Origin of the sequence: Microbacterium soli, assembly GCF_039539005.1 — a bacterium.
In the GTDB taxonomy this organism is placed as follows: Bacteria; Actinomycetota; Actinomycetes; order Actinomycetales; family Microbacteriaceae; genus Microbacterium; species Microbacterium soli.
In genome coordinates this window covers 1,335,273-1,354,824 of record NZ_BAABCP010000001.1, presented here as the reverse complement: position 1 = coordinate 1,354,824, position 19,552 = coordinate 1,335,273, and the positions used below count along the sequence as shown (strand labels likewise).

17 protein-coding genes are annotated in these 19,552 nt (G+C 70.5%); 3 read left to right on the top strand and 14 right to left on the bottom strand.

From position 1 onward, the window contains the following. Positions 1–20: 20 nt before the first annotated feature. From ABD770_RS06310 to ABD770_RS06285, 6 genes are all read right to left on the bottom strand, one after another. Positions 21–851 (bottom strand): ABC transporter permease, encoded by an 831-nt coding sequence (locus tag ABD770_RS06310; RefSeq protein ID WP_344818670.1) that lies wholly within the window; start codon positions 849–851, stop codon positions 21–23. Continuing rightward, positions 848–1,681, bottom strand: a complete 834-nt coding sequence (locus ABD770_RS06305; protein ID WP_344818669.1) for an ABC transporter permease — start codon at positions 1,679–1,681, stop codon at positions 848–850. Before ABD770_RS06305 ends, ABD770_RS06310 begins: the two co-directional genes overlap by 4 nt. Further along, positions 1,678–2,520 (bottom strand): ABC transporter ATP-binding protein, encoded by an 843-nt coding sequence (locus tag ABD770_RS06300; protein ID WP_344818667.1) that lies wholly within the window; start codon positions 2,518–2,520, stop codon positions 1,678–1,680. Before ABD770_RS06300 ends, ABD770_RS06305 begins: the two co-directional genes overlap by 4 nt. A gap of 232 nt (positions 2,521–2,752) precedes the next feature. Beyond that, positions 2,753–3,727 carry an LLM class flavin-dependent oxidoreductase gene (locus tag ABD770_RS06295; protein WP_344818666.1) on the bottom strand — a complete coding sequence of 325 codons (975 nt, stop codon included), beginning with the start codon at positions 3,725–3,727 and terminating at the stop codon, positions 2,753–2,755. Position 3,728: 1 nt separating this feature from the next. Beyond that, on the bottom strand, positions 3,729–5,138 hold the full coding sequence (locus tag ABD770_RS06290) for a dihydroorotase (RefSeq protein ID WP_344818665.1): 1,410 nt from the start codon (positions 5,136–5,138) through the stop codon (positions 3,729–3,731). Then, complete coding sequence (locus tag ABD770_RS06285; RefSeq protein WP_344818664.1) at positions 5,135–6,085, bottom strand: alpha/beta hydrolase; 951 nt, start codon at positions 6,083–6,085, stop codon at positions 5,135–5,137. The genes ABD770_RS06290 and ABD770_RS06285 overlap by 4 nt, the downstream gene beginning before the upstream one ends. A 134-nt stretch (positions 6,086–6,219) precedes the next feature. On the opposite strand from ABD770_RS06285, the gene ABD770_RS06280 reads away from it, so the two are divergent. From ABD770_RS06280 to ABD770_RS06270, 3 genes are all read left to right on the top strand, one after another. Next, positions 6,220–7,341 carry a putative F420-0 ABC transporter substrate-binding protein gene (locus tag ABD770_RS06280; protein ID WP_344818663.1) on the top strand — a complete coding sequence of 374 codons (1,122 nt, stop codon included), beginning with the start codon at positions 6,220–6,222 and terminating at the stop codon, positions 7,339–7,341. An 86-nt stretch (positions 7,342–7,427) separates the two neighbouring features. Next, positions 7,428–8,447 (top strand): putative F420-0 ABC transporter permease subunit, encoded by a 1,020-nt coding sequence (locus ABD770_RS06275; RefSeq protein ID WP_344819873.1) that lies wholly within the window; start codon positions 7,428–7,430, stop codon positions 8,445–8,447. Then, positions 8,444–9,241, top strand: coding sequence for an ABC transporter ATP-binding protein (locus ABD770_RS06270; protein ID WP_344818662.1), 798 nt, complete (start codon positions 8,444–8,446; stop codon positions 9,239–9,241). The genes ABD770_RS06275 and ABD770_RS06270 overlap by 4 nt, the downstream gene beginning before the upstream one ends. Positions 9,242–9,247: 6 nt before the next feature. Here the strand turns inward: ABD770_RS06270 and cofD are convergent, their stop codons facing one another. The 8 genes from cofD to ABD770_RS06230 all read right to left on the bottom strand — a co-directional run bounded on the left by cofD (position 9,248) and on the right by ABD770_RS06230 (position 19,507). Next, positions 9,248–10,258: a 2-phospho-L-lactate transferase gene (cofD, locus tag ABD770_RS06265; RefSeq protein ID WP_344818661.1), complete on the bottom strand. Its 1,011-nt coding sequence runs from the start codon at positions 10,256–10,258 to the stop codon at positions 9,248–9,250. Beyond that, positions 10,255–10,902, bottom strand: coding sequence for a 2-phospho-L-lactate guanylyltransferase (cofC, locus tag ABD770_RS06260; RefSeq protein ID WP_344818659.1), 648 nt, complete (start codon positions 10,900–10,902; stop codon positions 10,255–10,257). The genes cofD and cofC overlap by 4 nt, the downstream gene beginning before the upstream one ends. Positions 10,903–10,938: 36 nt before the next feature. Then, entirely contained in the window at positions 10,939–11,949 is a 1,011-nt protein-coding gene (gene fgd / locus ABD770_RS06255; RefSeq protein WP_344818658.1) for a glucose-6-phosphate dehydrogenase (coenzyme-F420), read from the bottom strand. A 218-nt stretch (positions 11,950–12,167) separates the two neighbouring features. Continuing rightward, complete coding sequence (locus ABD770_RS06250; RefSeq protein WP_344818657.1) at positions 12,168–14,057, bottom strand: ABC transporter permease; 1,890 nt, start codon at positions 14,055–14,057, stop codon at positions 12,168–12,170. Positions 14,058–14,059: 2 nt separating this feature from the next. Next, the gene (locus tag ABD770_RS06245) at positions 14,060–15,223 is read right to left on the bottom strand and encodes an ABC transporter substrate-binding protein (RefSeq protein ID WP_344818656.1); all 1,164 of its coding nucleotides are present in this window, start codon (positions 15,221–15,223) and stop codon (positions 14,060–14,062) included. 68 nt (positions 15,224–15,291) lie between these two features. Further along, positions 15,292–16,422: an ABC transporter ATP-binding protein gene (locus ABD770_RS06240; RefSeq protein WP_344818655.1), complete on the bottom strand. Its 1,131-nt coding sequence runs from the start codon at positions 16,420–16,422 to the stop codon at positions 15,292–15,294. Continuing rightward, complete coding sequence (locus ABD770_RS06235; protein ID WP_344818654.1) at positions 16,419–17,900, bottom strand: DHA2 family efflux MFS transporter permease subunit; 1,482 nt, start codon at positions 17,898–17,900, stop codon at positions 16,419–16,421. The genes ABD770_RS06240 and ABD770_RS06235 overlap by 4 nt, the downstream gene beginning before the upstream one ends. Then, on the bottom strand, positions 17,900–19,507 hold the full coding sequence (locus ABD770_RS06230) for an LVIVD repeat-containing protein (protein WP_344818653.1): 1,608 nt from the start codon (positions 19,505–19,507) through the stop codon (positions 17,900–17,902). Before ABD770_RS06230 ends, ABD770_RS06235 begins: the two co-directional genes overlap by 1 nt. Positions 19,508–19,552: the final 45 nt, after the last annotated feature.

The window sequence follows — 19,552 nt, the reverse complement described above, 5'->3', positions numbered from 1 at the left end:
GGTGAGGGTGCGCCCGCGGATCACCCGCGCGCGACGCCCTCGACGTACCAGGGGGCGACGATCCTCTTGACGAGGTTGAGGATCGCCATGCCGACGATCGCGATCACGACCAGCAGGATCGTGATCCCTATCGCGGCTCCGAGCTCGAGCTCGCCGGCCTTCTTGCGGATCAGGTGGCCCAGCCCCTCGGATCCGCCGATGAACTCCCCGACGACGATGCCGATCATCGCCCGCGCGACGCCCATGCGCAGCCCGGTCAGGATGAGCGGGAGCGCCGCCCACAGCTGCACCTTGAAGAAGACCTCCGCGCGGGACGCCCCGTACACGCGCGCCGCGCGCACGAGCGAGCGGTCCACGCCGCGGATGCCGTCCATCGTGCTGATCGCGACGGGGAAGTACGCCATCAGGAAGATGATGAGGATCTTGGGACCGCTGCCGAAGCCCATCCACAGCACCAGCAGCGGCTGGAACGCGATGCGCGGGGTGGCGTACAGCGTCCAGAACGGACCGCCGACGATGTCGTAGAACAGCCTCGACGACCCCAGGAGCAGTCCGGTGAACACGCCGAAGAGCGCCGCCAGCAGGAAACCGGCGATCGCGTTGCCGGCGCTGTACGCGAGGCTCCCCCACAGCACTCCCGAGCCCGCCATGTCGGTCAGCGCCGCCCAGATCTCCGAGGGCGGGGGCAGGAAGACCGGGCTCCAGAACTCCACGGCGGACTGCAGGTACTGCCACACCAGCAGGATGACGACCAGCTCGACGAGGATCGCGAGCTGCCAGCGTGTCGCATCCCACAGCATCCGCATCCGGTGCGGGCGCTGCCGATCCGCGATGACGGCTGCCGCGCTCATCGGGCGTCCACCTCCCGCCAGCGACCGGTTCGGCGCTCGAGGCGGTCCGCGACCGAGACGAGGACCACCGAGACGACGATGAAGAAGATGATCGCCGAGAACGCCTGATTCGTGCGGAACCGCGACAGCGACGTCACGATGAGCGACCCCATGCCCATGGGGCTCGACACCATCTCCCCGATGAGCAGCCCGATCAGGCTGGTGGGGATGGCCAGACGGATGCCGCCGACGATGTACGGGAACGTCCACGGCAGCCGCACCTTCAGGTACGCCTGGACAGGGCCGGCGCCGTACACCGTCGCCGCGCGGAGGATCGAGGGGCTCACGCCCGCGACGCCGGCGACGGTGTTCAGCGAGATGGGGATCGCCGTGCTGAGGAACACCAGCACGACGTTGGGGGTCATCCCGAAGCCGAACCAGACGCCGATGATGGGCTGGATCGCCACCAGCGGCGTCGCCCAGGCCGCCCAGAGGACCGGCATCGCCAGCTTGTAGACGACGTGCACACTGCCCACGACCAGACCCGTGACGATGCCGGCGAGGGTGCCGAGGCCGAAGCCGATCAGCCACGTCACGGCGCTGAACCCCATGTTCGACCACAGCACGCCGGCCTCCGCCAGCTGACCGAAGCCCAGCACGACGTCGGCGGGGGCGGGGAGGAACACTCTGCTCACCAGACCGAACGTGACGACGACGAGATGCCAGATGCCGACGATGATCACGAGATCGACGAGGGAGAGCCAGAGCCCGCGGCGGCGCAGCCATGAGGTCCGCGGCCGGGCTCGTCCGCTGCCCGCGCGGACCGCGGCGAGACTCGCGGTCGCGCTCATGCCCGCGCCCGCACCGCGTCGGTGGCCTCGCGCTCGAGCGCGGCCCACAGGTGATCGCGCAGCTCGATGTAGCGCGGGTCGCCCTGAGCGCCGCGCTCGCTGCGCGGCCTGCTCATGTTCGTCTCGTGCACCTCCAGCACGGATCCGGGATGGCTCTTGAACACGACGATGCGATCGCCCAGGAGGATGGCCTCCTCGATGGAGTGGGTGATGAACACGACCGTCGACCCGGTGGCCTGGATGATCCTCTCCAGCTCGGCGCGCATCACCTCACGCGTGAGCGCGTCGACAGCACCGAGCGGCTCGTCCATGAGCAGCACGCGAGGGCCGCCCACGAGCGCTCTGGCGAGTCCCACGCGCTGCTGCATGCCTCCGGACAGCTCGCGCGGATAGGACTTCTCGAAGCCCTTCAGCCCGACGATCTCGATCGTCTCCTGCACCTTGTCGTGCATGTCGACGCCGCGGTACTGCTTCTGCATCTCGACGCCGAAGCGCACGTTGTCGAAGACCGTCCGCCACGGCAGCAGCGCGTAGTCCTGGAACACGACGGCGCGGTCGGGGCTCGGCCCGTCGACGGGCACGCCGTCGACGAGCACCTCGCCCTCGGTGGCCCGCACGAGCCCGGCGATGACGTTCATCACCGTCGTCTTGCCGCAGCCGGACGGGCCCAGCACGGTGACGAACTCACCGGCCTCGATCGTCAGATTGACGTTCTCGACGGCGGTGAGGGTCTGGCCGGTGCGCGAGATGCTGTAGCGGACGGTCAGGTTCCGCACGTCGATCAGCGGACGTTCCGGCGCGCGCTGCGGTGCGGAGACGGTAGGGGGGTGATCACTCATCGGGGCTCTCCACGGTCTTCATCGATCGGGTCTGCCGACCACATCGTCGTCCGGCCGCCGCATCCGGCCGCCGTCCGAGCGCTGCCTGCAGGACACGGGTCGGCATTGATTCGCGTCCTGCCCGGGTGAACGGGCTTCGGGTCGCTCCGCCGCGGCGGAGCCGGTGCCCCTCGCCGTCGGAGAGGTGCACCGTGCGGGCGGGCCGCGCTGCGCGCGCGACCCGCCCTCGGGATCAGCGCAGCTTCGGCAGCACCTCGGTGCCGAGCAGCTCGATCTGCTCGAAGAAGCGGTCGAACTTGAAGCGGAAGTCGAACACCAGGTGCTCGGTGCCGATGGCCTCGAACTCCTTCACCTGCTCGACGGCCTCGTCGGGGCTGCCGACGATGAGCTGGCCCTTCAGGTCCTCCACGGTCTCGAAGCTGCCGGACGGCGGCTTGACGGCGAACTTGGCCTTGTTGGCCCACGCCAGCAGGCCGGGGATGTTCACGTGCTTGAGGGCCTCCTCACGGGTGTCCTCGATGGAGGTCGGCGGAATCACGGCGACGGTCGGCATCTTCCGGCCGTTCTCGTCGGTGATGTCGCGCATGGTCTTGATGCGCTTCTCCATCGTCGCCAGGCCCGTGCGTCCCGGCATCCAGCCGTCGCAGAACTCCGCCGCGAGGCGGGCCGAGCGGGGGGTCGCACCGCAGTACCAGAACGGCACGGCTCCGCCGACGGGCTTGGGCTCGATGGTGACGTTGTCGAAGGAGAACACGCCGTCGTCGTAGCTGACGTCGTTCTCCGTGAACACGCGACGGAGGATCTCGGCGTTCGAGCGCACCAGCTCGACGCGATCCCGGTCGCCCCAGCCGATGGCCTCGAACTCGTGGTCGAAGGTGCCGGCGCCGAACCCGAGGATGAGGCGCGGACCGAGCAGCTGAGTCATGGTGCCCGCCATCAGGGCGGTGACCAGCGGGTGGCGGAACGGGATGAGCGAGCCCGTGCCCAGCTCGAGCTTCTCGGTGACGGCGCCGATCGCGGTGAGCGTGGTGAGCGCGTCGTAGAAGGTGCGGTTGGGCTTCTCCATCTCCCCGTGCGGCTCGAACACGAGGTGATCGCGCACCCACACGGAGTCGAAGCCGTAGCTCTCGGCGAGCTTGGACCCCTCGAGCAGCTTCTCCCTGCTCGCCTCCTCGCCGAAGTGCGGCAGCAGCAGTCCGAATTTCATGTCAGTTCCCTTCTGCGGCGGCCAGCGCCGCCCTGTCTTCCGCCGAGGCGGCGAGCTTTCCGTGCGTGCGGTCGCCGACGACCTCCGTGCCGACGTAGACATCGGTGCCCCGCACGAGGGTGCGCACGATGCGCGCGCTGATGGAGCGTCCGTCGTACGGCGTCCAGCCGGTCTTGGAGAGGACGTCGTCGTTGGTGATCGTCCACTCCTGCGCCATGTCGGCGATGACGATGTCGGCATCCGCCCCGACGGTCAGTGCGCCCTTCACGCCCGCCAGCCCGAACTTCGCCGCGGGGATGTGCGCGACCATGTCGATCGCGCGCTGCAGCTCCAGCTCGCCCTTGTTGACGGCGTCGAGCATGAGCTCGTAGTAGTACTGGATGCCGGGGGTGCCCGTGTGCGAGCTCCACATCTTCGTCCAGCCGATCTCCTTCTCCTCACGGGTGTGCGGAGCGTGGTCGCTGGCGGCCATGTCGATGGTGCCGTCGCGCATGCCCTCCCACACGGCGGCGCGGTTGTCGTCGGGGACGTAGTAGCTCAGCGCGTAGGGACCGAGGGTCTCGACGTCGTTCCAGGTGGACAGGAACGGCGCCCAGTGGTTGACCTCGCAGGTCACGTCGATGCCGCGGGCCTTGGCTCGGCGGACGGCCTCGATCGACCGGCGCGTCTGGATGTGCGCGATGTGCACAGGACATCCGGACGCCTCCGCCAGCCGCAGCACGACGTCGATCGCGGTGTCCCAGATGACGCCTTCGCGCGCGGCGTAGGCGGAGGCGTATCCCTGCGGGGTGTTCTCCCCGCGGGCGAGGTACTGGCCCTCGATGTAATCCATCAGCGCCTGGTCGTGGGGGTGCACGATGAAGCGCTTCCCGGTCCTGGCGATGTGGTCCATGATCTCGAGCAGGTGGCCGTGGTCGTGGATGCCCGTGCCCGAGGGGTGCGGGTAGTCGCGGCCGGTGTCGACGACCATGTAGATCTTGTAGGCGCGGATGCCCAGCTCGCTCATGCCCGCGATCTCGTCGAACTTCGTCGGGGCCGGGTTGTGGTTCCAATCCACGATCGAGCTGCTCTCGTAGCGCTCGAACACGTCGGTCAGGGTGGCGACGTCGGTCGTCGGGGGCTTGAGGTTCGGCATCCCGAAGATGGTGGTCACGCCGCCGGCGGCGGCCTGCAGACTCGTGGTGTACACGTCGTCCTTGTGCTCGTAGCCGGGCTCGCGGGTGTGCACGTGCACGTCGACCATGCCGGGCAGCACGAGCTTGCCGGTCGCGTCGATCGTGCGGTCCGCCTCGACGCCGATGCCGGATGCCACGATGCCGGCGACCCTGCCGTCGGCGACGAGCAGGTCCGCCTCGACGGGACCGGACGGCGTGACGACGGTGCCGCCGGTGATCTTGAGTTCGATGGTCATCGCTGGACCTCCTGGGGGGTGATGGCGTCGCCGGATGCCGGAGACGCGACGGAGCGGTGGATGAGGTGCGCGGGGCGGACGTGGCGGTCGAACCAGTCGACGATCACGGGGGTGGTCTGCTCCCAGTACGTGTCGTAGGCGGCGTAGTGGGTCGTGTGCCGCTGCAGGATGAGCTGCTTGGGCCCCTTCGCGGCCTCGTACAGCGCTTCGGCGTGGTCGGTGGGGGTGGTGGCGTCGCCCTCGACCCCGATCACGAGCAGCGGGGTGGTCAGGCGCGCGGCGGCGTCGATGGGGCGGTAGGCGATGATGCCCTCCGCGCAGGCGAACGGCACGGCGGTGGGGATGCGGCCGTCGACGTCGGCCTTGACCTTGGTGACGCGGCGCTCGGCCGAGGGGATCATGATCTCCTCGCGAGGGTGCACGATGCGCCCCTGACCGGTCGTGACCCGCGCCCGGCGGTCCTCGTCGATGGCCTTCAGGAAGTCGAGCCATTCGGACTCGCTGCGCATGCGGTGCAGCCAGTCCTCGCCGTCCGCGACGGGGACCTGGCTGACGGCGGCCTTGATGCGCGGGTCCGCGTCGGCCAGCAGCACGGCGTTCCCGCCGCCCGTGCCGCCGGTGCCGAACACGCCGATCGCGTCGGCGATGACGTCGTCGCGGGTCGTGAGGTAGCTGACGGCGTTGACGAGGTCCTGCAGCTGCCAGGCCGGCGACAGGTAGCCGCGGTCGCCCTCGGAGTCGCCGAACCCACGGTAGTCGATCACGAGCACGGCGAAGCCCGCCTCGATCAGCGCCTCGTGATAGCGGACGTAGAGCTTGGCGTCCTTGAGGCCGAGCCAGCCGGGGCCCTGGACGATCGCACGGTACGGGCCGGGGGCGTCGGGGGTGCGCCATTCGGCGGCGATGCGGTGACCCTCGCTGAAGAATGAGACGGCTGTTGTCTGCATGGAATCCTCTCGGCCGGAGTGCGGCTGCGCACTCGTCCTCTGCGTCGCTGCATGCGACCTCGCACCATCATGACTTAACTTGGATCCAGAATCCAGTCTTGTTTGGATTCTGGATCCAAGTTATGATCTCCCCGATGCCCCGACCCGATTGGCCGGGTCGAAGTGGTCCGGGACTGGGCCGCGCGTCGGCGCTGGAGATGCGCGCCGCACCCGCCCTGCGAACCATCCCGAGTCGGAGAACCATGTCCCCCATCCGCCGCGCCGTCATCGGCGTCGCCCCCGCCCTGCTCCTCGTCGTCGCCCTCGCCGGATGCGGCATCGATCCCGCCGCGCCGGCCGGCGGCAACGCCGGTCCGGCCGCTGCCGACGGTGCCGCCGATGCCATCGCATCCGCCCCCATCGACAACTGCGGCACGGAGGTGACCGTCGAGCATCCCGCCCAGCGCATCATCGCGATCAAGTCGTCGCCGCTCGAGCTGCTGCTCGCCCTCGGAGCCGGCGACCGGATCATCGGCTCCGCCTTCTCCGACGGGCCGCTGCCCGCGGACCTCGCCGATGAGGGCGAGGGCATACCGGTGCTCTCGGACAAGCTCCCCTCGCGGGAGTCGGTGCTGGCCCTGGAGCCCGATCTGGTGTTCGCCGGATGGGAGTCCAACTTCTCGACGGAGGGCGTCGGCGAGCGCGACGAGCTGCAGCGCCTCGGCGTGACCACCTACGTCGCGCCCGCCGCCTGCAAGGCGGCGGGCTACATGCCCGACCCGCTCACCTTCGACGCGGTCTTCGCGGGCTTCGAGGAGGCCGGAAGGCTCGTCGGCGAGCGGGACGCCGCGGCGGACCTCGTGGCGCGGCAGCGCGCGCAGCTGGCGGACATCGCGCCCGACACGCGTGACCTCACCGCCGTGTGGTACTCCTCCGGCACGGACCAGCCGTACGTGGGCGCCGGGATCGGGGCGCCGGAGATGATCATGTCGGCGGCCGGGCTCTCGAACGTCTTCGCCGACGTGCACGACACCTGGACCTCGACCTCGTGGGAGCTCGTCGCCGCCGCGAACCCCGACGTGATCGTGCTCGTCGATGCGGCGTGGAACACCGCGGAATCGAAGATCGAGCGGCTCAGGTCGAACCCCATCACCGCGCAGCTGGACGCCGTGCGCGAGAAGCGCTTCCTCATCGTCGACTTCCCCGCGACGGAGGCCGGGATCCGCAACGTCGATGCGGTGGCCGCGCTCGTCGACGACCTCGCCGAGCTCCCGTGAGCGTCTCGACGCTGCGAGCGCCGGTCACGACGTCCGCAGCCGCCGCGCGGAGGACGTCGCCGCCGACGCCGTCGCCGTCGCCGAGCATGCGCGCACGCCCGGGGCGCGCCGCGGTCGTGGCCGCGGTGCTGCTGCTGGCCCTGGCCGCCTCGCTGGTGGCCGCCGTCGTGATCGGGCCCGCCGACATCTCGGGATCCGAGGTCGCCCGCAGCCTGTGGCGGCACCTGGTGGGAGCGGATGCCGGGCCACCGCCCCTGCGCGATGCGATCATCTGGGAGGGGCGCGTGCCCCGCGCGCTGACCGCCGCGGCCGTCGGCGGCGGGCTGGCGCTCTGCGGGGCGGTCATGCAGGCGCTCACTCGCAACCCGCTCGCCGACCCGTATCTGCTGGGGCTCTCCTCCGGGGCGTCCACGGGTGCCGTGGTGGTCATCGTCCTCGGCGCGGCGCTGGCCCTGCCGGTCGCGGCGTTCGCCGGCGCGCTGCTGGCGCTCGGCCTGACGCTGCTGCTGTCCCGAGCGGCAGGATCGTTCTCTCCCACCGCCGTCGTGCTGGCCGGGCTGGCGGTCTCGTCGGTGCTGTCGGCGCTGACGAGCCTGGTCATCTTCTGGAGCGCGACCGGCGACAGCTATCGCGAGATCCTCAGCTGGCTGCTGGGCTCCCTGGGCGGTGCGGACTGGGCGGACGCGGCACTGGCGGGCGTCGTGACACTGGTGTGCGCGATCCCGCTGATCGGCTCCGCGCGCACGCTGGACGCCCTCGTGCTCGGCGACACCGCCGCCACGGCCCTGGGCGTCGCGGCCGCCCGGGTGCGCGTGCTGCTGTTCCTGTGCACGGCGCTGCTGACCGGCGCGCTGGTCGCCGTCAGCGGTTCGATCGGCTTCCTCGGCCTCATCCTGCCGCATGCCGTGCGTGCCGTGGTCGGCGCTCGGCATCGGGTGCTGCTGCCGCTGTCGTTCCTGGCCGGGGCGCTGTTCCTCGTGTGGGCCGACACGCTCTCGCGCACCCTGTTCGAGCCGCGCGAGCTCCCGGTCGGGATCGTCACCGCCCTCATCGGCGGCCCGGTGTTCGCCGTGCTGATGATGCGGATGAAGAAGGGGCGGGCATGAGCGATCCCGCGGGTCTCGACCTCTTCCGGCTGCGGTTCTCCCGCGCCGGCCGGATGATCGTCGACGGCGTCGACATCACGGCATCCCGAGGCGAGGTCACCGCACTGCTGGGCGCGAACGGCGCCGGCAAGAGCACGCTGCTGCGACTGGTCGTCGGGGCCCTGCAGGCGGATGCCGGAGACATCGGCTTCGACGGCCGCGCCCTCTCCGCCATGCGCCGCCGCGAGCGCGCGCAGCGCGTGGCCCTGGTCGAGCAGGAGTGGGTCGCCGCCGAGGGTCTCGCCGGCCGCGACGTCGTCGCCCTCGGCCGGGTGCCGCACCAGGGCTGGTTCGCAGCGGATGCCGATGACGACGCCGTCATCGACGCGAGCCTCGCCCGCGCGGGCGCCCTGCCCTTCGCCGCGCAGGACGCCGCGACGCTCTCCGGCGGCGAGCGCCAGCGCATCAACCTCGCCCGCGCGCTCGCACAGCAGCCGTCCCTGCTGCTGTGCGACGAGCCGACGAATCACCTCGACATCCGCGCTCAGCTCGACACCCTCGCGCTGCTGCGCGGACTCGCCCGCGACGGCATGGCGATCATGGCGGCGCTGCACGACCTGAATCACGCGGCCGCCCACGCCGACCGGGTCGTCGTGCTCGCGGATCGCCGCGTCCGGGCATCCGGCACCCCCGCCGAGGTGCTCACCCCGGCGCTCATCTCCGCGGTGTGGGGCGTGGACGCCGACGTGCTCGCGCATCCCCGCACCGGCCGTCCCCTCATCGTCTTCGGCTCCCGCACGGGATCGCCCTCCTGAGCCGAATCACCCCCGGGCGGCGGACCGGGACGCGCACAGCGCCGCATCGAGGGCGTCGGAGGCGACCTGCTCCGCCGACGGCGGATCGCGCATCCACAGCGGTCGCACCTCGGCGCGCAGTCCGGATGCCCGCAGGGGCGCGGCGAGCGCCGCATCCTCCTCGGCGATCAGCCAGGCGTCCAGCAGACCGCCGCCCGCGCGCGACCCGTAGTGCGCGCCGACCGTGTCCGCCGCGGTGCGGATGCCGACGGCATCCAGGCAGGCGTCGGCCATGCCGCGCACAGGGGACCCGCCGATGACGGGGGACACCCCGGCGACGCCTCCCGGCGCGCGACGGACGGCGTCCGCGATGCCCGGCACGGCGAGGATCCGGCCGACGGAGACCACCGGATTGGAGGGCGCGAGCAGCACGGCATCCGCTCCGGTGATGGCCTCGAGCACCCCGGGGGCGGGGCGGGCGGCCGCGATCCCCGGGGACTCGAATCCGATCGCGGGGATGCCGGCGCGATGGCGCGTCCACCACTCCTGGAAGTGCATGCGCCCCCGATCGGTGACCACGTGGGTGTCGACCTCGGCCTCCGTCATCGGCAGCACCCGTGCGCCCAGCGGCCAGCGCGCGGACAGCCGCTCCACGACCTCGCCGACGGAGAGCCCGTCGCGCAGCCAGCCCGTGCGGGCGATGTGCGTGCCGAGGTCGAGATCGCCCAGGGTGAACCACGGCCAGCCGGTGCCCCACGCGCGCAGCTCGGCGGAGACGCGGTCGGTGTCGCCGTCGCGACCCCACCCGCGCTCGACGTCGTTCACGGCGGCCAGCGCGTACAGCACGGAGTCGATGTCGGGCTGCAGCCGCAGCCCGTTCAGCCAGAGATCGTCACCCGTGTTGACGATGACGGTGACGGATGCCGTGGAGCCGCCGTCCCCGTCGGGGAACCGTCGACGCAGCGCGTCGCGCAGCCCGACGGCGAACTTCGACCCGCCGACTCCTCCCGCCAGCACCGCCACGCGCGGCGCGCTCATGCGGAAGCCTGGGACGCGGCGCGAGCACCGGCGGGCAGTGCGGCACGGGTGCGAGGCCCCAGTCGTCGCACGGCGCGCAGGTGCGCGGCCAGGTCGACGTCTCGGCGCAGCCCGGACCGGGCGGGCATCGCCACGGGCACGAATCCCGCCCGACGATGCGCGTCGGCCGATCGCGGGCCGAACAGCGGCGTCAGCTCCACGCCGCGGCGGGCGGTCGCGAGCACCGTGCCGGTGAGGTCGGCATCCGGCACGAACGCGCGCTCGAACCCCGCCGCCGCGCCGAGGGCCACCTCCAGCTCGACGGTCTGCAGGGCGGGTAGATCTCCCAGCAGCACCGCGCGATCAGTGCGCTCGCCCGCCGCCGCGAGTCCGGTGCGCAGGGCGGCGTTCAGGCCCTCGCCGGAGTCCGCGACGACCGTCACCCCGCGGATACCGTCCAGCTCTCGCCGGAGCGCGGCATCCGCCGTCACGACCCGGATGCCGGTGACGGCCGCGCAGCGCGCCGCGGCGTGGATGGTGTCGAGGGCGATCGCACGCGCCAGCCGCTCATGGTCGGCGCCGTCGATGCGCAGTCGGCTCTTGCCGATGGATGCGGCCTTCACGGGGATCACGATGGACCACCGCGGTGGCTCCGGACCGCTCATGTGTGCCTCCCCCCCCTCGAGAATCCATCGCACGGGTCAGCGCAGACGGGGGGCGATGTCGCGCTCGAACAGCCGCAGGAACCGGCGCTGGTCGTGACCGGGGGCGTGGAAGACCAGGTGGTTGAAGCCCCAGTCCACGTACTGCCGGATCTGCGCCACGACCTCGTCCGGGTCGCTGCCGACGATCCAGCGCTTCGCGATGGTCTCCAGCGGCAGCGCATCGGCGGCCTGCTCCATCTCGACCGGGTCGGTGATGTCGTGCTTCTGCTCCTTCGACAGCGACAGCGGCGACCAGAATCTGGTGTTCTCCATCGCCGCCTCCTGCGTCTCCTCGTAGGAGAGTTTGATCTCGATCATCCGGTCGTAGTCGTCGAACGGACGCTCCGAGAGCTCCACGCCCTCGCGCACGGCGGGCATCAGCCGGTCCTCGTAAAGTTCACGGCCCTTGCCGGAGGTGCAGATGAACCCGTCGCCGGCGCGCCCGGCGTACTTCGCGACCTGCGGGCCGCCGGCGGCGATGTAGATCGGCACGCCGCCGGCCGGCACGTCGTAGATCGACGCGTCGTGCGTGGAGTAGTACTCGCCGTCGAAGGACGTGCGCTCCCCCGTCCACAGCGCGCGCATCAACCGCACCGACTCGCGCAGGCGCGCGTAGCGCTCCCGGAACTCGGGCCAGGTCTGCTCGCCCGCGCCCTGGAACCCGGTGGCGATCTCGTTGAGCGCCTCCCCCGATCCGACGCCGAGGATGATCCGCTCCGGGTACAGGCAGCCGAGGCTCGCGAAGGCCTGCGCGAGCACGGCCGGGTTGTACCGGAACGTCGGGGTGAGCACCGAGGTCCCGAGCCGTATCGACGAGGTGCGCTCGCCCACGGCGGCGAGCCAGGTCAGCGAGAAGGGCGCGTGGCCGCCGGTGTGACGCCAGGGCTGGAAGTGGTCGCTCGCGAACACCGATTCCATGCCGTGCCTCTCCGCCTCCACGGAGATCTCCACGAGCTCGCGCGGATCGAACTGCTCAGCACTCGCCTTGTATCCGAGTCTCAGTGCCATGGGTCAACTCTCCTTCTCGCCGTGCGCGGCCCTGTGGCCGTCGCGTTCTCCCCGACCGGCGCCTCACGGGCGTCCGGCCGGGACGGGTCGTCCTCCGGGCCCCGTGCTCGCGCGCGTCCCGGCAGCTCCAGTGCGCTTCTTGCTGATTGGATACTGGATCCAACAATAGCGGATACTGTGACGCACGGCGACGGATCCCGGCATCCGTCGTGGTGCGCTCAGTCCTCCGCGCCGTCGCGCCGTCGTCGCACGGCCACCGTGACCGTGGTGGACAGGCCGCCGCCGCCGTCCTCGGCACGGGCGCCGGGGAGCACCGGGACGGCGGCGGACGCCGTCGCCCTCCGTGCGCGACCGATGGCGCGCCTGGCCAGCAGGGCCTGCGTCCCGTAGCCGATCGCGAAGACCATGAGCGTGAAGATCAGCGCCATCGCCGCGCCCTTGTCGGGCGAGTACAGCTGCGCCGCACGGGGGCTGATCGTCGCGTAGATGTACATCGACAGCGGCCGCGACGCCGGTGTCGCCAGGAACGCGGGCAGCGTGAACTCGTTGGTGGCGAGGATGAACATCTGGATCCACACCGCCATCGCCGACGGCAGCAGCAGCGGCGCCACCACCCGCCGGAACGTCGCGAACCGGCCCGCGCCGCTCACCAGTGCCGCCTCCTCCAGCTCGGGCTTGATCTGCAGCGTCGCGCTGTACGAGGTGCGGTACGCGATCGACACCCGGTACGCGTAGGCGATGATGAGGGCGATGAGCGTGCCCGCCAGCGGGATGATCGGGTTGAGCACCATGAAGGTGAGGAACGTCGCGAAACCCGCGATGGTGGCGGGGATCGCGACCGACGAGGAGGCGAACAGGTCGGCCGCCTTCACCCATCCCGTCTTCTTCGAGCGCGCGATGCCGTAGGCGAGCACGGTCGCCACCGTCACGGCGAGCGTCGAGCTCACCCCGGCGATGATCACGGTGCGCCCCAGCGACGCCCAGAACTCCGGGTCGCCGAGCACGGCGCCGAACGAACTCCACCGCGTCTGGCTCACGAGGGCGTCGATCGAGAAGGCGATGGGGAACGGCGTGATCGCCCCCCACAGCAGCGAGAGCAGGGGGAGGATGCCGGTGAGCAGCACGTACACGCCGACGAGCGTCAGCACGGGCACCCGCCAGCCGCCCATCCGCATGGTCGACGGGCGGAAGCCCTTTCCGGACACGGATGCCCGGCGCTCGGCGTCCCGCGTGGCGCGCAGGTACACGGCGAAGGCGATCGTGGTGATGACGAGGAACACCAGACCCCAGGCGGCGGCCAGTCCGTACTGCGGCAGCTCTCCCGCGCTCGAGCTGATCAGGGTCCACAGCTTGAGGGCGAAGATGTTCTTGCCGGAGTCCTGCCCGAACAGCAGCGGCACCTCCAGGCTCCCCAGCCCCAGGATGAACGTCAGCACCGCCACGCCCAGGAGGCCGGGCCACAGCATCGGCAGGGTCACCCTGCGCAGGGTCTTGGGCCAGGAGGCGCCGGACACGCGCGCCGACTCCTCGAGCGAGCCGTCCATGTTGGTGAGGATCGGCACGATCATCAGGAACGGGAAGGTCACGTTGGTCAGCGACTGGATGAAGATCATCGTCGGGAACGCGTAGGGGTCGATGGGCGTCTCGCCCAGGAACGGCAGCAGGCGCAGCAGCTGGTTGAGCACACCGGATTCCGGCGACAGCATCAGCAGGTAGGCCTGCGCCTTGACGATCGGCGGGATGATGTAGGGCACGATCACGAGCACCGAGATGATGCGGCGCATCGGCGCATCCGTGCGCACCGTGACCCAGGCGAGCCCGAACGCCATCAGCAGGGAGAGCACCGTCGAGCCGCCCACGAACGCGCCCGTGGCGCCGAGCACTCCCCAGAAGTCCTCGCGGAGCTCCCAGAGGGTGACGAAGTTCTCCACGCCCCACTTGGCGGAGGAGACCCCGAAGGGCAGGAACGGACCACGGAACGCCGTGATCAGCTGAACGATCAGCGGAACGGCGAGAAGGATGAACACGGCCGCGCCGGAGACGATCATCGCCGTCGTCATGGTGGAGGGGCGACGTCTGCGCCCCGTGGTCCGTCCTGCCTGGAACATCATTATCCGTTCAGCGCCTCGTCGGCGGCGTTGATCATCGCCTGCCACTGGTCACGGGTGTCCTGCGTCTCGGTCTCGGCGCCGTTCGCCAGCCCCTGCAGCAGGGCGTCCGCGTTGGCCTTCATGAGACCCGTCGCCTGATCGAACACCGAGGTGGGCAGGCCCGCGAACGGCACCTGCGTGCTGGAGAAGTTCTCATCGGTCATGCGCAGCTCGATCCAGTCCGGGTCGTACGCGTTCCACAGCGCCCACAGCATGGCGCCGGGCTTGTTCTCGGCATCCGAGTTGACGCCGGAGAACTGCGCGAACACGCCGGAGTGCTCGAACGGCGCCACCTTCAGCACCGGGTTCGGGTTGTAGAGGGTCTGGTTCAGCGCGATCGGGACGTCGCCGCTGGAGAGCGGGGCGCCCTGGTCCTCGAGCAGCTTGAGGTTGCCGGAGGAGGAGAGGTCGTCGATGAGCTTCAGCATCGCGTCCTCGCCCTCGGCCATGCCGTAGCCGGCGAAGACGATGGCGTTGTAGCCCGCGACCGAGACCTTGCCCTTGTACTGCGGGTCCCGCAGCCCGTCGAGGCTGTCCGGCACCGCGTCGACCTTGTCGGTGTTGTACTGCATGAGCGTGCCGTTGATGCTGTCGGGCATGAGCTCGGGGGCGCCGATGGTGAGGTACTCCGCCGGGACGCCGAAGGTGGTCCAGTCGACCTTCTCCCAGAAGCCCTCGTCGTACATGGCGGCCATCGAGGTGATGGAGCCCGACACGACATCCGTGTTGCGGGAGCCGGTGGCCTTCGCCGAGATGATCGCCGACGACAGATTGTAGGTGAGCCCCTGCGTCTCGATGGTGATGTCGGGGAAGCGCTTGTTGAACTGGGCGATGATCTCGGGCGAGAGCTCGTACCAGTCCCAGATGACGAGCCGACCGCCGTCGGTCTCCTTCGCCTTCTCATAGAGGGCGTCGAGCTGACGGTCGATCTCCGGCCAGTAGTCCTCGTAGAAGTTCTCGCAGCGCGTGATCGCGCCGACCTCGACGGCGTCGCAGACGACGTCCGCGGCACCGCCGCTCGGCTCCACGGCGGTGGGCGCCTCCTGCGCCTGCTGCGTGCCGCAGCCGGACAGCACGAGTGCGGTGGCCGCGGCGAGCGCGGCGAGTCCCAGCGTTCTCTTCATGGTCGATGTCCTCTCTGACATACATCGGTGTGATTCGGGTGGTGATGGGTTGTGGGTGGGTGTGGGGTTCATGCGGCGAGCACCCGGCAGGCGTGCGGCGCCAGTTCGACGAAGACCCGCCCGCCCTCGGGAGGGCTCGCCATGGGCGCCCCGCGACCGACGAGGGTGCCGACCACCTCGCCGCCGGAGACGATCTCCGTCTCGTACTCGACGATCTCTCCGAGGAATTCGACGCGCACGACCCGTGCGGGCAGCACGTTGGGCCGGTCCTGGGCGCCCTCGTGCCAGCGCAGGCTCTCGGGGCGGACGGTGAGGGTGACGCCCTCCCCGACGGAGACGCCGCCGGGGACCGGGGTGCGCAGGCTGGTGCCCAGGGCCTCGACGACCGCGTCGCCGGCGCCGTCGACGTCTTGCACGACGGCGTCGATCATGTTCGCCCTGCCGACGAAGTCGGCGACGAACCTGTCCGCGGGACGGTCGTAGAGCTCCCGAGGAGCCGCCTCCTGGACGATGCGGCCGCCGTTCATGACGGCGACGCGATCCGACATCGACAGCGCCTCGGACTGGTCGTGCGTGACGTACAGCGCGCTGATGCCCAGTTCGCGCTGCAGGCTGCGCAGCTCGTTGCGCATCGTGTCGCGCAGTTTGGCATCGAGGTTCGACAGCGGCTCGTCCAGCAGCAGCAGGCGCGGCCGGTGGGCGAGCGCCCTGGCCAGCGCCAGGCGCTGCTGCTGACCCCCGGAGAGGGCCGTGGCGGGGCGCTGGGCGAGGTGGTCGAGCTGCACGAGCTCGAGCGCGTCCATCGCCCGCGCGCGGGCCTCGGCCTTGGAGACCTTCGTGCCGGACACCTGCAGCGGGAACACCGCATTGGCGAACACGGTCATGTGCGGCCAGATCGCGTAGTTCTGGAACACCATCCCGATGCCGCGCTTGTCGGGTGTGACGTGCGTCCTGTCTGTGGACAGCACCTCGCCGTCGAGCGAGATGAGCCCGCCGTTGCTGCGCTCCAGCCCCGCGACGCAGCGCAGGGTGGTGGTCTTCCCGCAGCCGGACGGTCCCAGCAGCGAATAGAACATGCCCGGCTCGATGGTGAAGGTGACGTCCTTGACGACGGGGACGGAGGTCCCGTCGAACTCGTAGTCCTTCTTCAGCGCGTCGACGACCAGCCGTCCTCCGGCAGTGCTCTCCGATGCGTTCATCGGCGGCCTCCATTCATCGTTTGAATACTGGATCCAGTTTGAATCAATGCGGTGCGTGCGAGGGGCGGATAGAACGCCACCACGACCGCGCACAGCAGGAACGCGGATGCCGGCAGCCAGAGCGACTGACCGAGTGCGGCCGCATAGCCGGCGACGTCCGCGGGAGCGCGCCCGGCGGATCCCGCGCCGGCGGCGCCCGGCGCCTCGGCCGCGATCCGCATCGCCATCACCGCAGCGACGGCCGCCGAGCCCAGCACCGACCCGACCTGGCGGATGGCGCTGTACGCGCCCGACCCCGCCCCCGCCAGCTCGCGCGGCAGGTTGCGCGTCGCGCTCGAGGCGACCGGGGCGAAGATCCCCGCGACCCCGACGCCCAGCACGGCGGAGGGGAGCAGGAGCATCCCCAGCGGCGCGTCTGCGCTCAGCGAGAGCGCGTACCAGGTCAGCGCTCCCGCCGCGGACAGCGCGCACCCGCAGGTGACCCAGCGGGGTCCGATGCGGTCGGTGAGCCGTCCGATGTACGGCCCGAGGATGCCGGAGACCACCGCCATGGGCGCGATCATGAGCGCCGCGACCGTGGGGGTGAGCCCCCGGGCATCCTGGAAGTAGAAGGCGAGCGGGATCGGCAGGGCCGTGATCGCGATGCCGACGAGGAAGATCGCCGCGTTCGACAGCGAGAAGCTGCGGTCCCGGAACAGCGTCAGCGGCAGCAGCGGCTCGCCGCGCATGACCCGCTGCCACACGAGGAACAGGACGATCAGCACGATGCCGGCGATGAGGAGCCCGGGAATGCTCACGATCCCGGCGATGACGCCCCAGTCGAAGGAGCGGCCCTCCTGGATCGCGAACACGAGGAACAGCATCCCGACCCCCGAGAGCGCGACCCCGAGCCCGTCGATCCGGTGCGCGCGGGTCGACAGCGCGGGGACGAGCCGCCAGGCGGCGATGAAGCCGACCACGCCCACGGGCACGTTGACGAAGAAGATCCACTCCCAGCCGAGCGTCTGCACGAGCACGCCGCCCAGCAACGGGCCCACGAGCGTCGCGACACCGGCCACGCTGCCCCACAGCCCCATCGCCGCGCCCCGACCCTGCGGAGGGAAGATGCGCGTGATGATGGCCATGGTCTGCGGGGTCATCATGGCCGCCCCGATGCCCTGGACGGCACGGACCGCCACCAGCACCCCGATCGAGCCCGCCAGCCCGCAGGCCAGCGATGCCAGGGTGAACACCGCGAGACCCGCGAGGTAGACCCGCTTCGGACCGAAGCGGTCGCCCAGTCGGCCGGTGATCAGCAGCGGCGCGGCGTACGCGAGCAGGTACGCGCTGGTCGCCCAGATCACAAGGCTGAGATCCGCGGCGAACGCGGCGAGGATCGCCGGGTTCGCGATGGACACGATGGTCGTGTCCATCAGGATCATGAAGAAGCCGATGAGCAGCGCCCAGAGGGCGGACCAGGGCCGGGCGGAGGTCTCCATCAGGATCCGGGGACTCCGATGACGGGCTCGCCGAGGTAGCTGGTGGAGATGGCGTAGATGCCGTGGTTCGCGAACAGCCAGATGATGTTGCGATCCCACTCCACGAAGATGCCGTGCACGGGCGCGGCCATGTCGTCGTCCTGCTTGAGCCCCATCGGGGGCACGAAGTAGGCGCCCACCGTGGGGTTCTCCGGGTCGTTGACGTCGAAGATCTGCAGCCCGCCGGCGTAGAACGCGTAGGGGATGACGCCGCCGTGCGGTGTGCCGGTGTTGGTGAAGTAGCCCGAGCGCTTGGGCCCGAACGAGCCACGGCGCTGCGCGTAGTCGGTGATCTTCGCACCCGCCGGCGGGACCGGGCGGGGCAGCGTCCGCACCACGCGCGGGTTCGTCGGATCGCTGACGTCGATCTGGTAGATCTCCTTGGCGGGCTCGTAGCAGTCGGTGTTCATGGGGTAGCCCGACACGTAGACGTAGCCGGTCTCCTCGACCTGGGTCGTGTCGACGTTGTCGCCCTCGGTGCCGGCGACGCTGACGGGCAGGTGGCACCAGCCGACGTGGTGGATGTTCGCGGGGTCGGAGACGTCGAGCACGAAGAAGCCCTGACCGCCCTGCGCCGCGTAGGCGTACTTCCAGCCGGACTCGACCGAGCGCGGCATGAAGACGCCCATTCGGGAGCCGAACCACGACGTCTTGTTGTTCCACCGCTCGTTGGTGGCCAGGTACGGGGAGTCGTCCTCCTCGCCGGCGCGCGAGCCGGGCACCCACCACGTGGACAGCAGCCGCGGAGCGGCCGGGTCGGAGACGTCGTAGGCGGCGTGCCCGGCTGTCCACAGGGTGGTCCGGTAGGGCTGGTTGGTGAAGGTGTTGTCGGGCGCCGTCGCGACGAACAGGTACTTGTCGCCGTAGTAGACCGGAAGGTCGAGGACGCCGTTGCCCTCCTGGATCTCGCCCGGAGAGTGGTTGGGGTCGGTGGAGACCTCGGTCAGCAGCGTCCAGTCGCGCGGGCTCGGACCGTTCATCTCGAAGGTGCGGAAGCCGCGCAGGCCCTCCCACTGCTTGAGCTGACCCTCGACGGTGTCGTCGAGCCACTTGTTGGCGACTCGGCCGTTGAGGAAGTAGCGCGGGGTCTCGCTGGCCTGGATGGCGATGTGCTTGCCGAGCCGCTCGTTCCACTGCACGGTGGTGGCGCCGAACTCGGGGCGCGGGTCGCCCCAGCCCCACTGCTCCTCGTCGACGATCGTCAGGGCGCGGGGGTCGGTGATGTCGTAGAGCTTCCAGTGGTTGCCGCCGCCGTAGTGCAGCATGTACCGCTTGCCGTCCCAGTCGTAGATGCACTGCCAGGAGTGGCTGGTGTTCACGACGATCGGGTAGAACGCCTCCACCTCGGTGTTGAGGCTGTAGGTCTCCTCGTCGTAGTGGTCGAGCTGGCCGGGCCAGTCGACGAACACGTCGCGCGGGACGGAGGGGCTGTGCGCGGGCGGCAGGAAGGTGCCGTCGGGCTGCATGCCCCAGCTGCCGGGTTCCGGATCGGCGGGCTCGCCGTCGACTCGCGGAAAGTCCTCGGGGCGGTACTTCTTCGCATCGGGCACGTAGGGTGAGCCGGCCATGTCGCCTCCATCGGCTGTGGTGAGATCATCACGACGTCATGTCGT

Excerpts from the sequence above, each read along its gene's own strand:
- ABD770_RS06310 (WP_344818670.1), bottom strand. The coding sequence starts at position 851 with ATGAGCGCGGCAGCCGTCATCGCGGATCGGCAGCGCCCGCACCGGATG.
- ABD770_RS06305 (WP_344818669.1), bottom strand. The coding sequence starts at position 1,681 with ATGAGCGCGACCGCGAGTCTCGCCGCGGTCCGCGCGGGCAGCGGACGA.
- ABD770_RS06300 (WP_344818667.1), bottom strand. The coding sequence starts at position 2,520 with ATGAGTGATCACCCCCCTACCGTCTCCGCACCGCAGCGCGCGCCGGAA.
- ABD770_RS06235 (WP_344818654.1), bottom strand. The coding sequence starts at position 17,900 with ATGGAGACCTCCGCCCGGCCCTGGTCCGCCCTCTGGGCGCTGCTCATC.
- ABD770_RS06295 (WP_344818666.1), bottom strand. The coding sequence starts at position 3,727 with ATGAAATTCGGACTGCTGCTGCCGCACTTCGGCGAGGAGGCGAGCAGG.
- cofD (WP_344818661.1), bottom strand. The coding sequence starts at position 10,258 with ATGAGCGCGCCGCGCGTGGCGGTGCTGGCGGGAGGAGTCGGCGGGTCG.
- cofC (WP_344818659.1), bottom strand. The coding sequence starts at position 10,902 with ATGAGCGGTCCGGAGCCACCGCGGTGGTCCATCGTGATCCCCGTGAAG.
- fgd (WP_344818658.1), bottom strand. The coding sequence starts at position 11,949 with ATGGCACTGAGACTCGGATACAAGGCGAGTGCTGAGCAGTTCGATCCG.
- ABD770_RS06245 (WP_344818656.1), bottom strand. The coding sequence starts at position 15,223 with ATGAAGAGAACGCTGGGACTCGCCGCGCTCGCCGCGGCCACCGCACTC.
- ABD770_RS06250 (WP_344818657.1), bottom strand. The coding sequence starts at position 14,057 with ATGTTCCAGGCAGGACGGACCACGGGGCGCAGACGTCGCCCCTCCACC.
- ABD770_RS06290 (WP_344818665.1), bottom strand. The coding sequence starts at position 5,138 with ATGACCATCGAACTCAAGATCACCGGCGGCACCGTCGTCACGCCGTCC.
- ABD770_RS06240 (WP_344818655.1), bottom strand. The coding sequence starts at position 16,422 with ATGAACGCATCGGAGAGCACTGCCGGAGGACGGCTGGTCGTCGACGCG.
- ABD770_RS06270 (WP_344818662.1), top strand. The coding sequence starts at position 8,444 with ATGAGCGATCCCGCGGGTCTCGACCTCTTCCGGCTGCGGTTCTCCCGC.
- ABD770_RS06280 (WP_344818663.1), top strand. The coding sequence starts at position 6,220 with ATGCCCCGACCCGATTGGCCGGGTCGAAGTGGTCCGGGACTGGGCCGC.
- ABD770_RS06275 (WP_344819873.1), top strand. The coding sequence starts at position 7,428 with ATGCGCGCACGCCCGGGGCGCGCCGCGGTCGTGGCCGCGGTGCTGCTG.
- ABD770_RS06230 (WP_344818653.1), bottom strand. The coding sequence starts at position 19,507 with ATGGCCGGCTCACCCTACGTGCCCGATGCGAAGAAGTACCGCCCCGAG.
- ABD770_RS06285 (WP_344818664.1), bottom strand. The coding sequence starts at position 6,085 with ATGCAGACAACAGCCGTCTCATTCTTCAGCGAGGGTCACCGCATCGCC.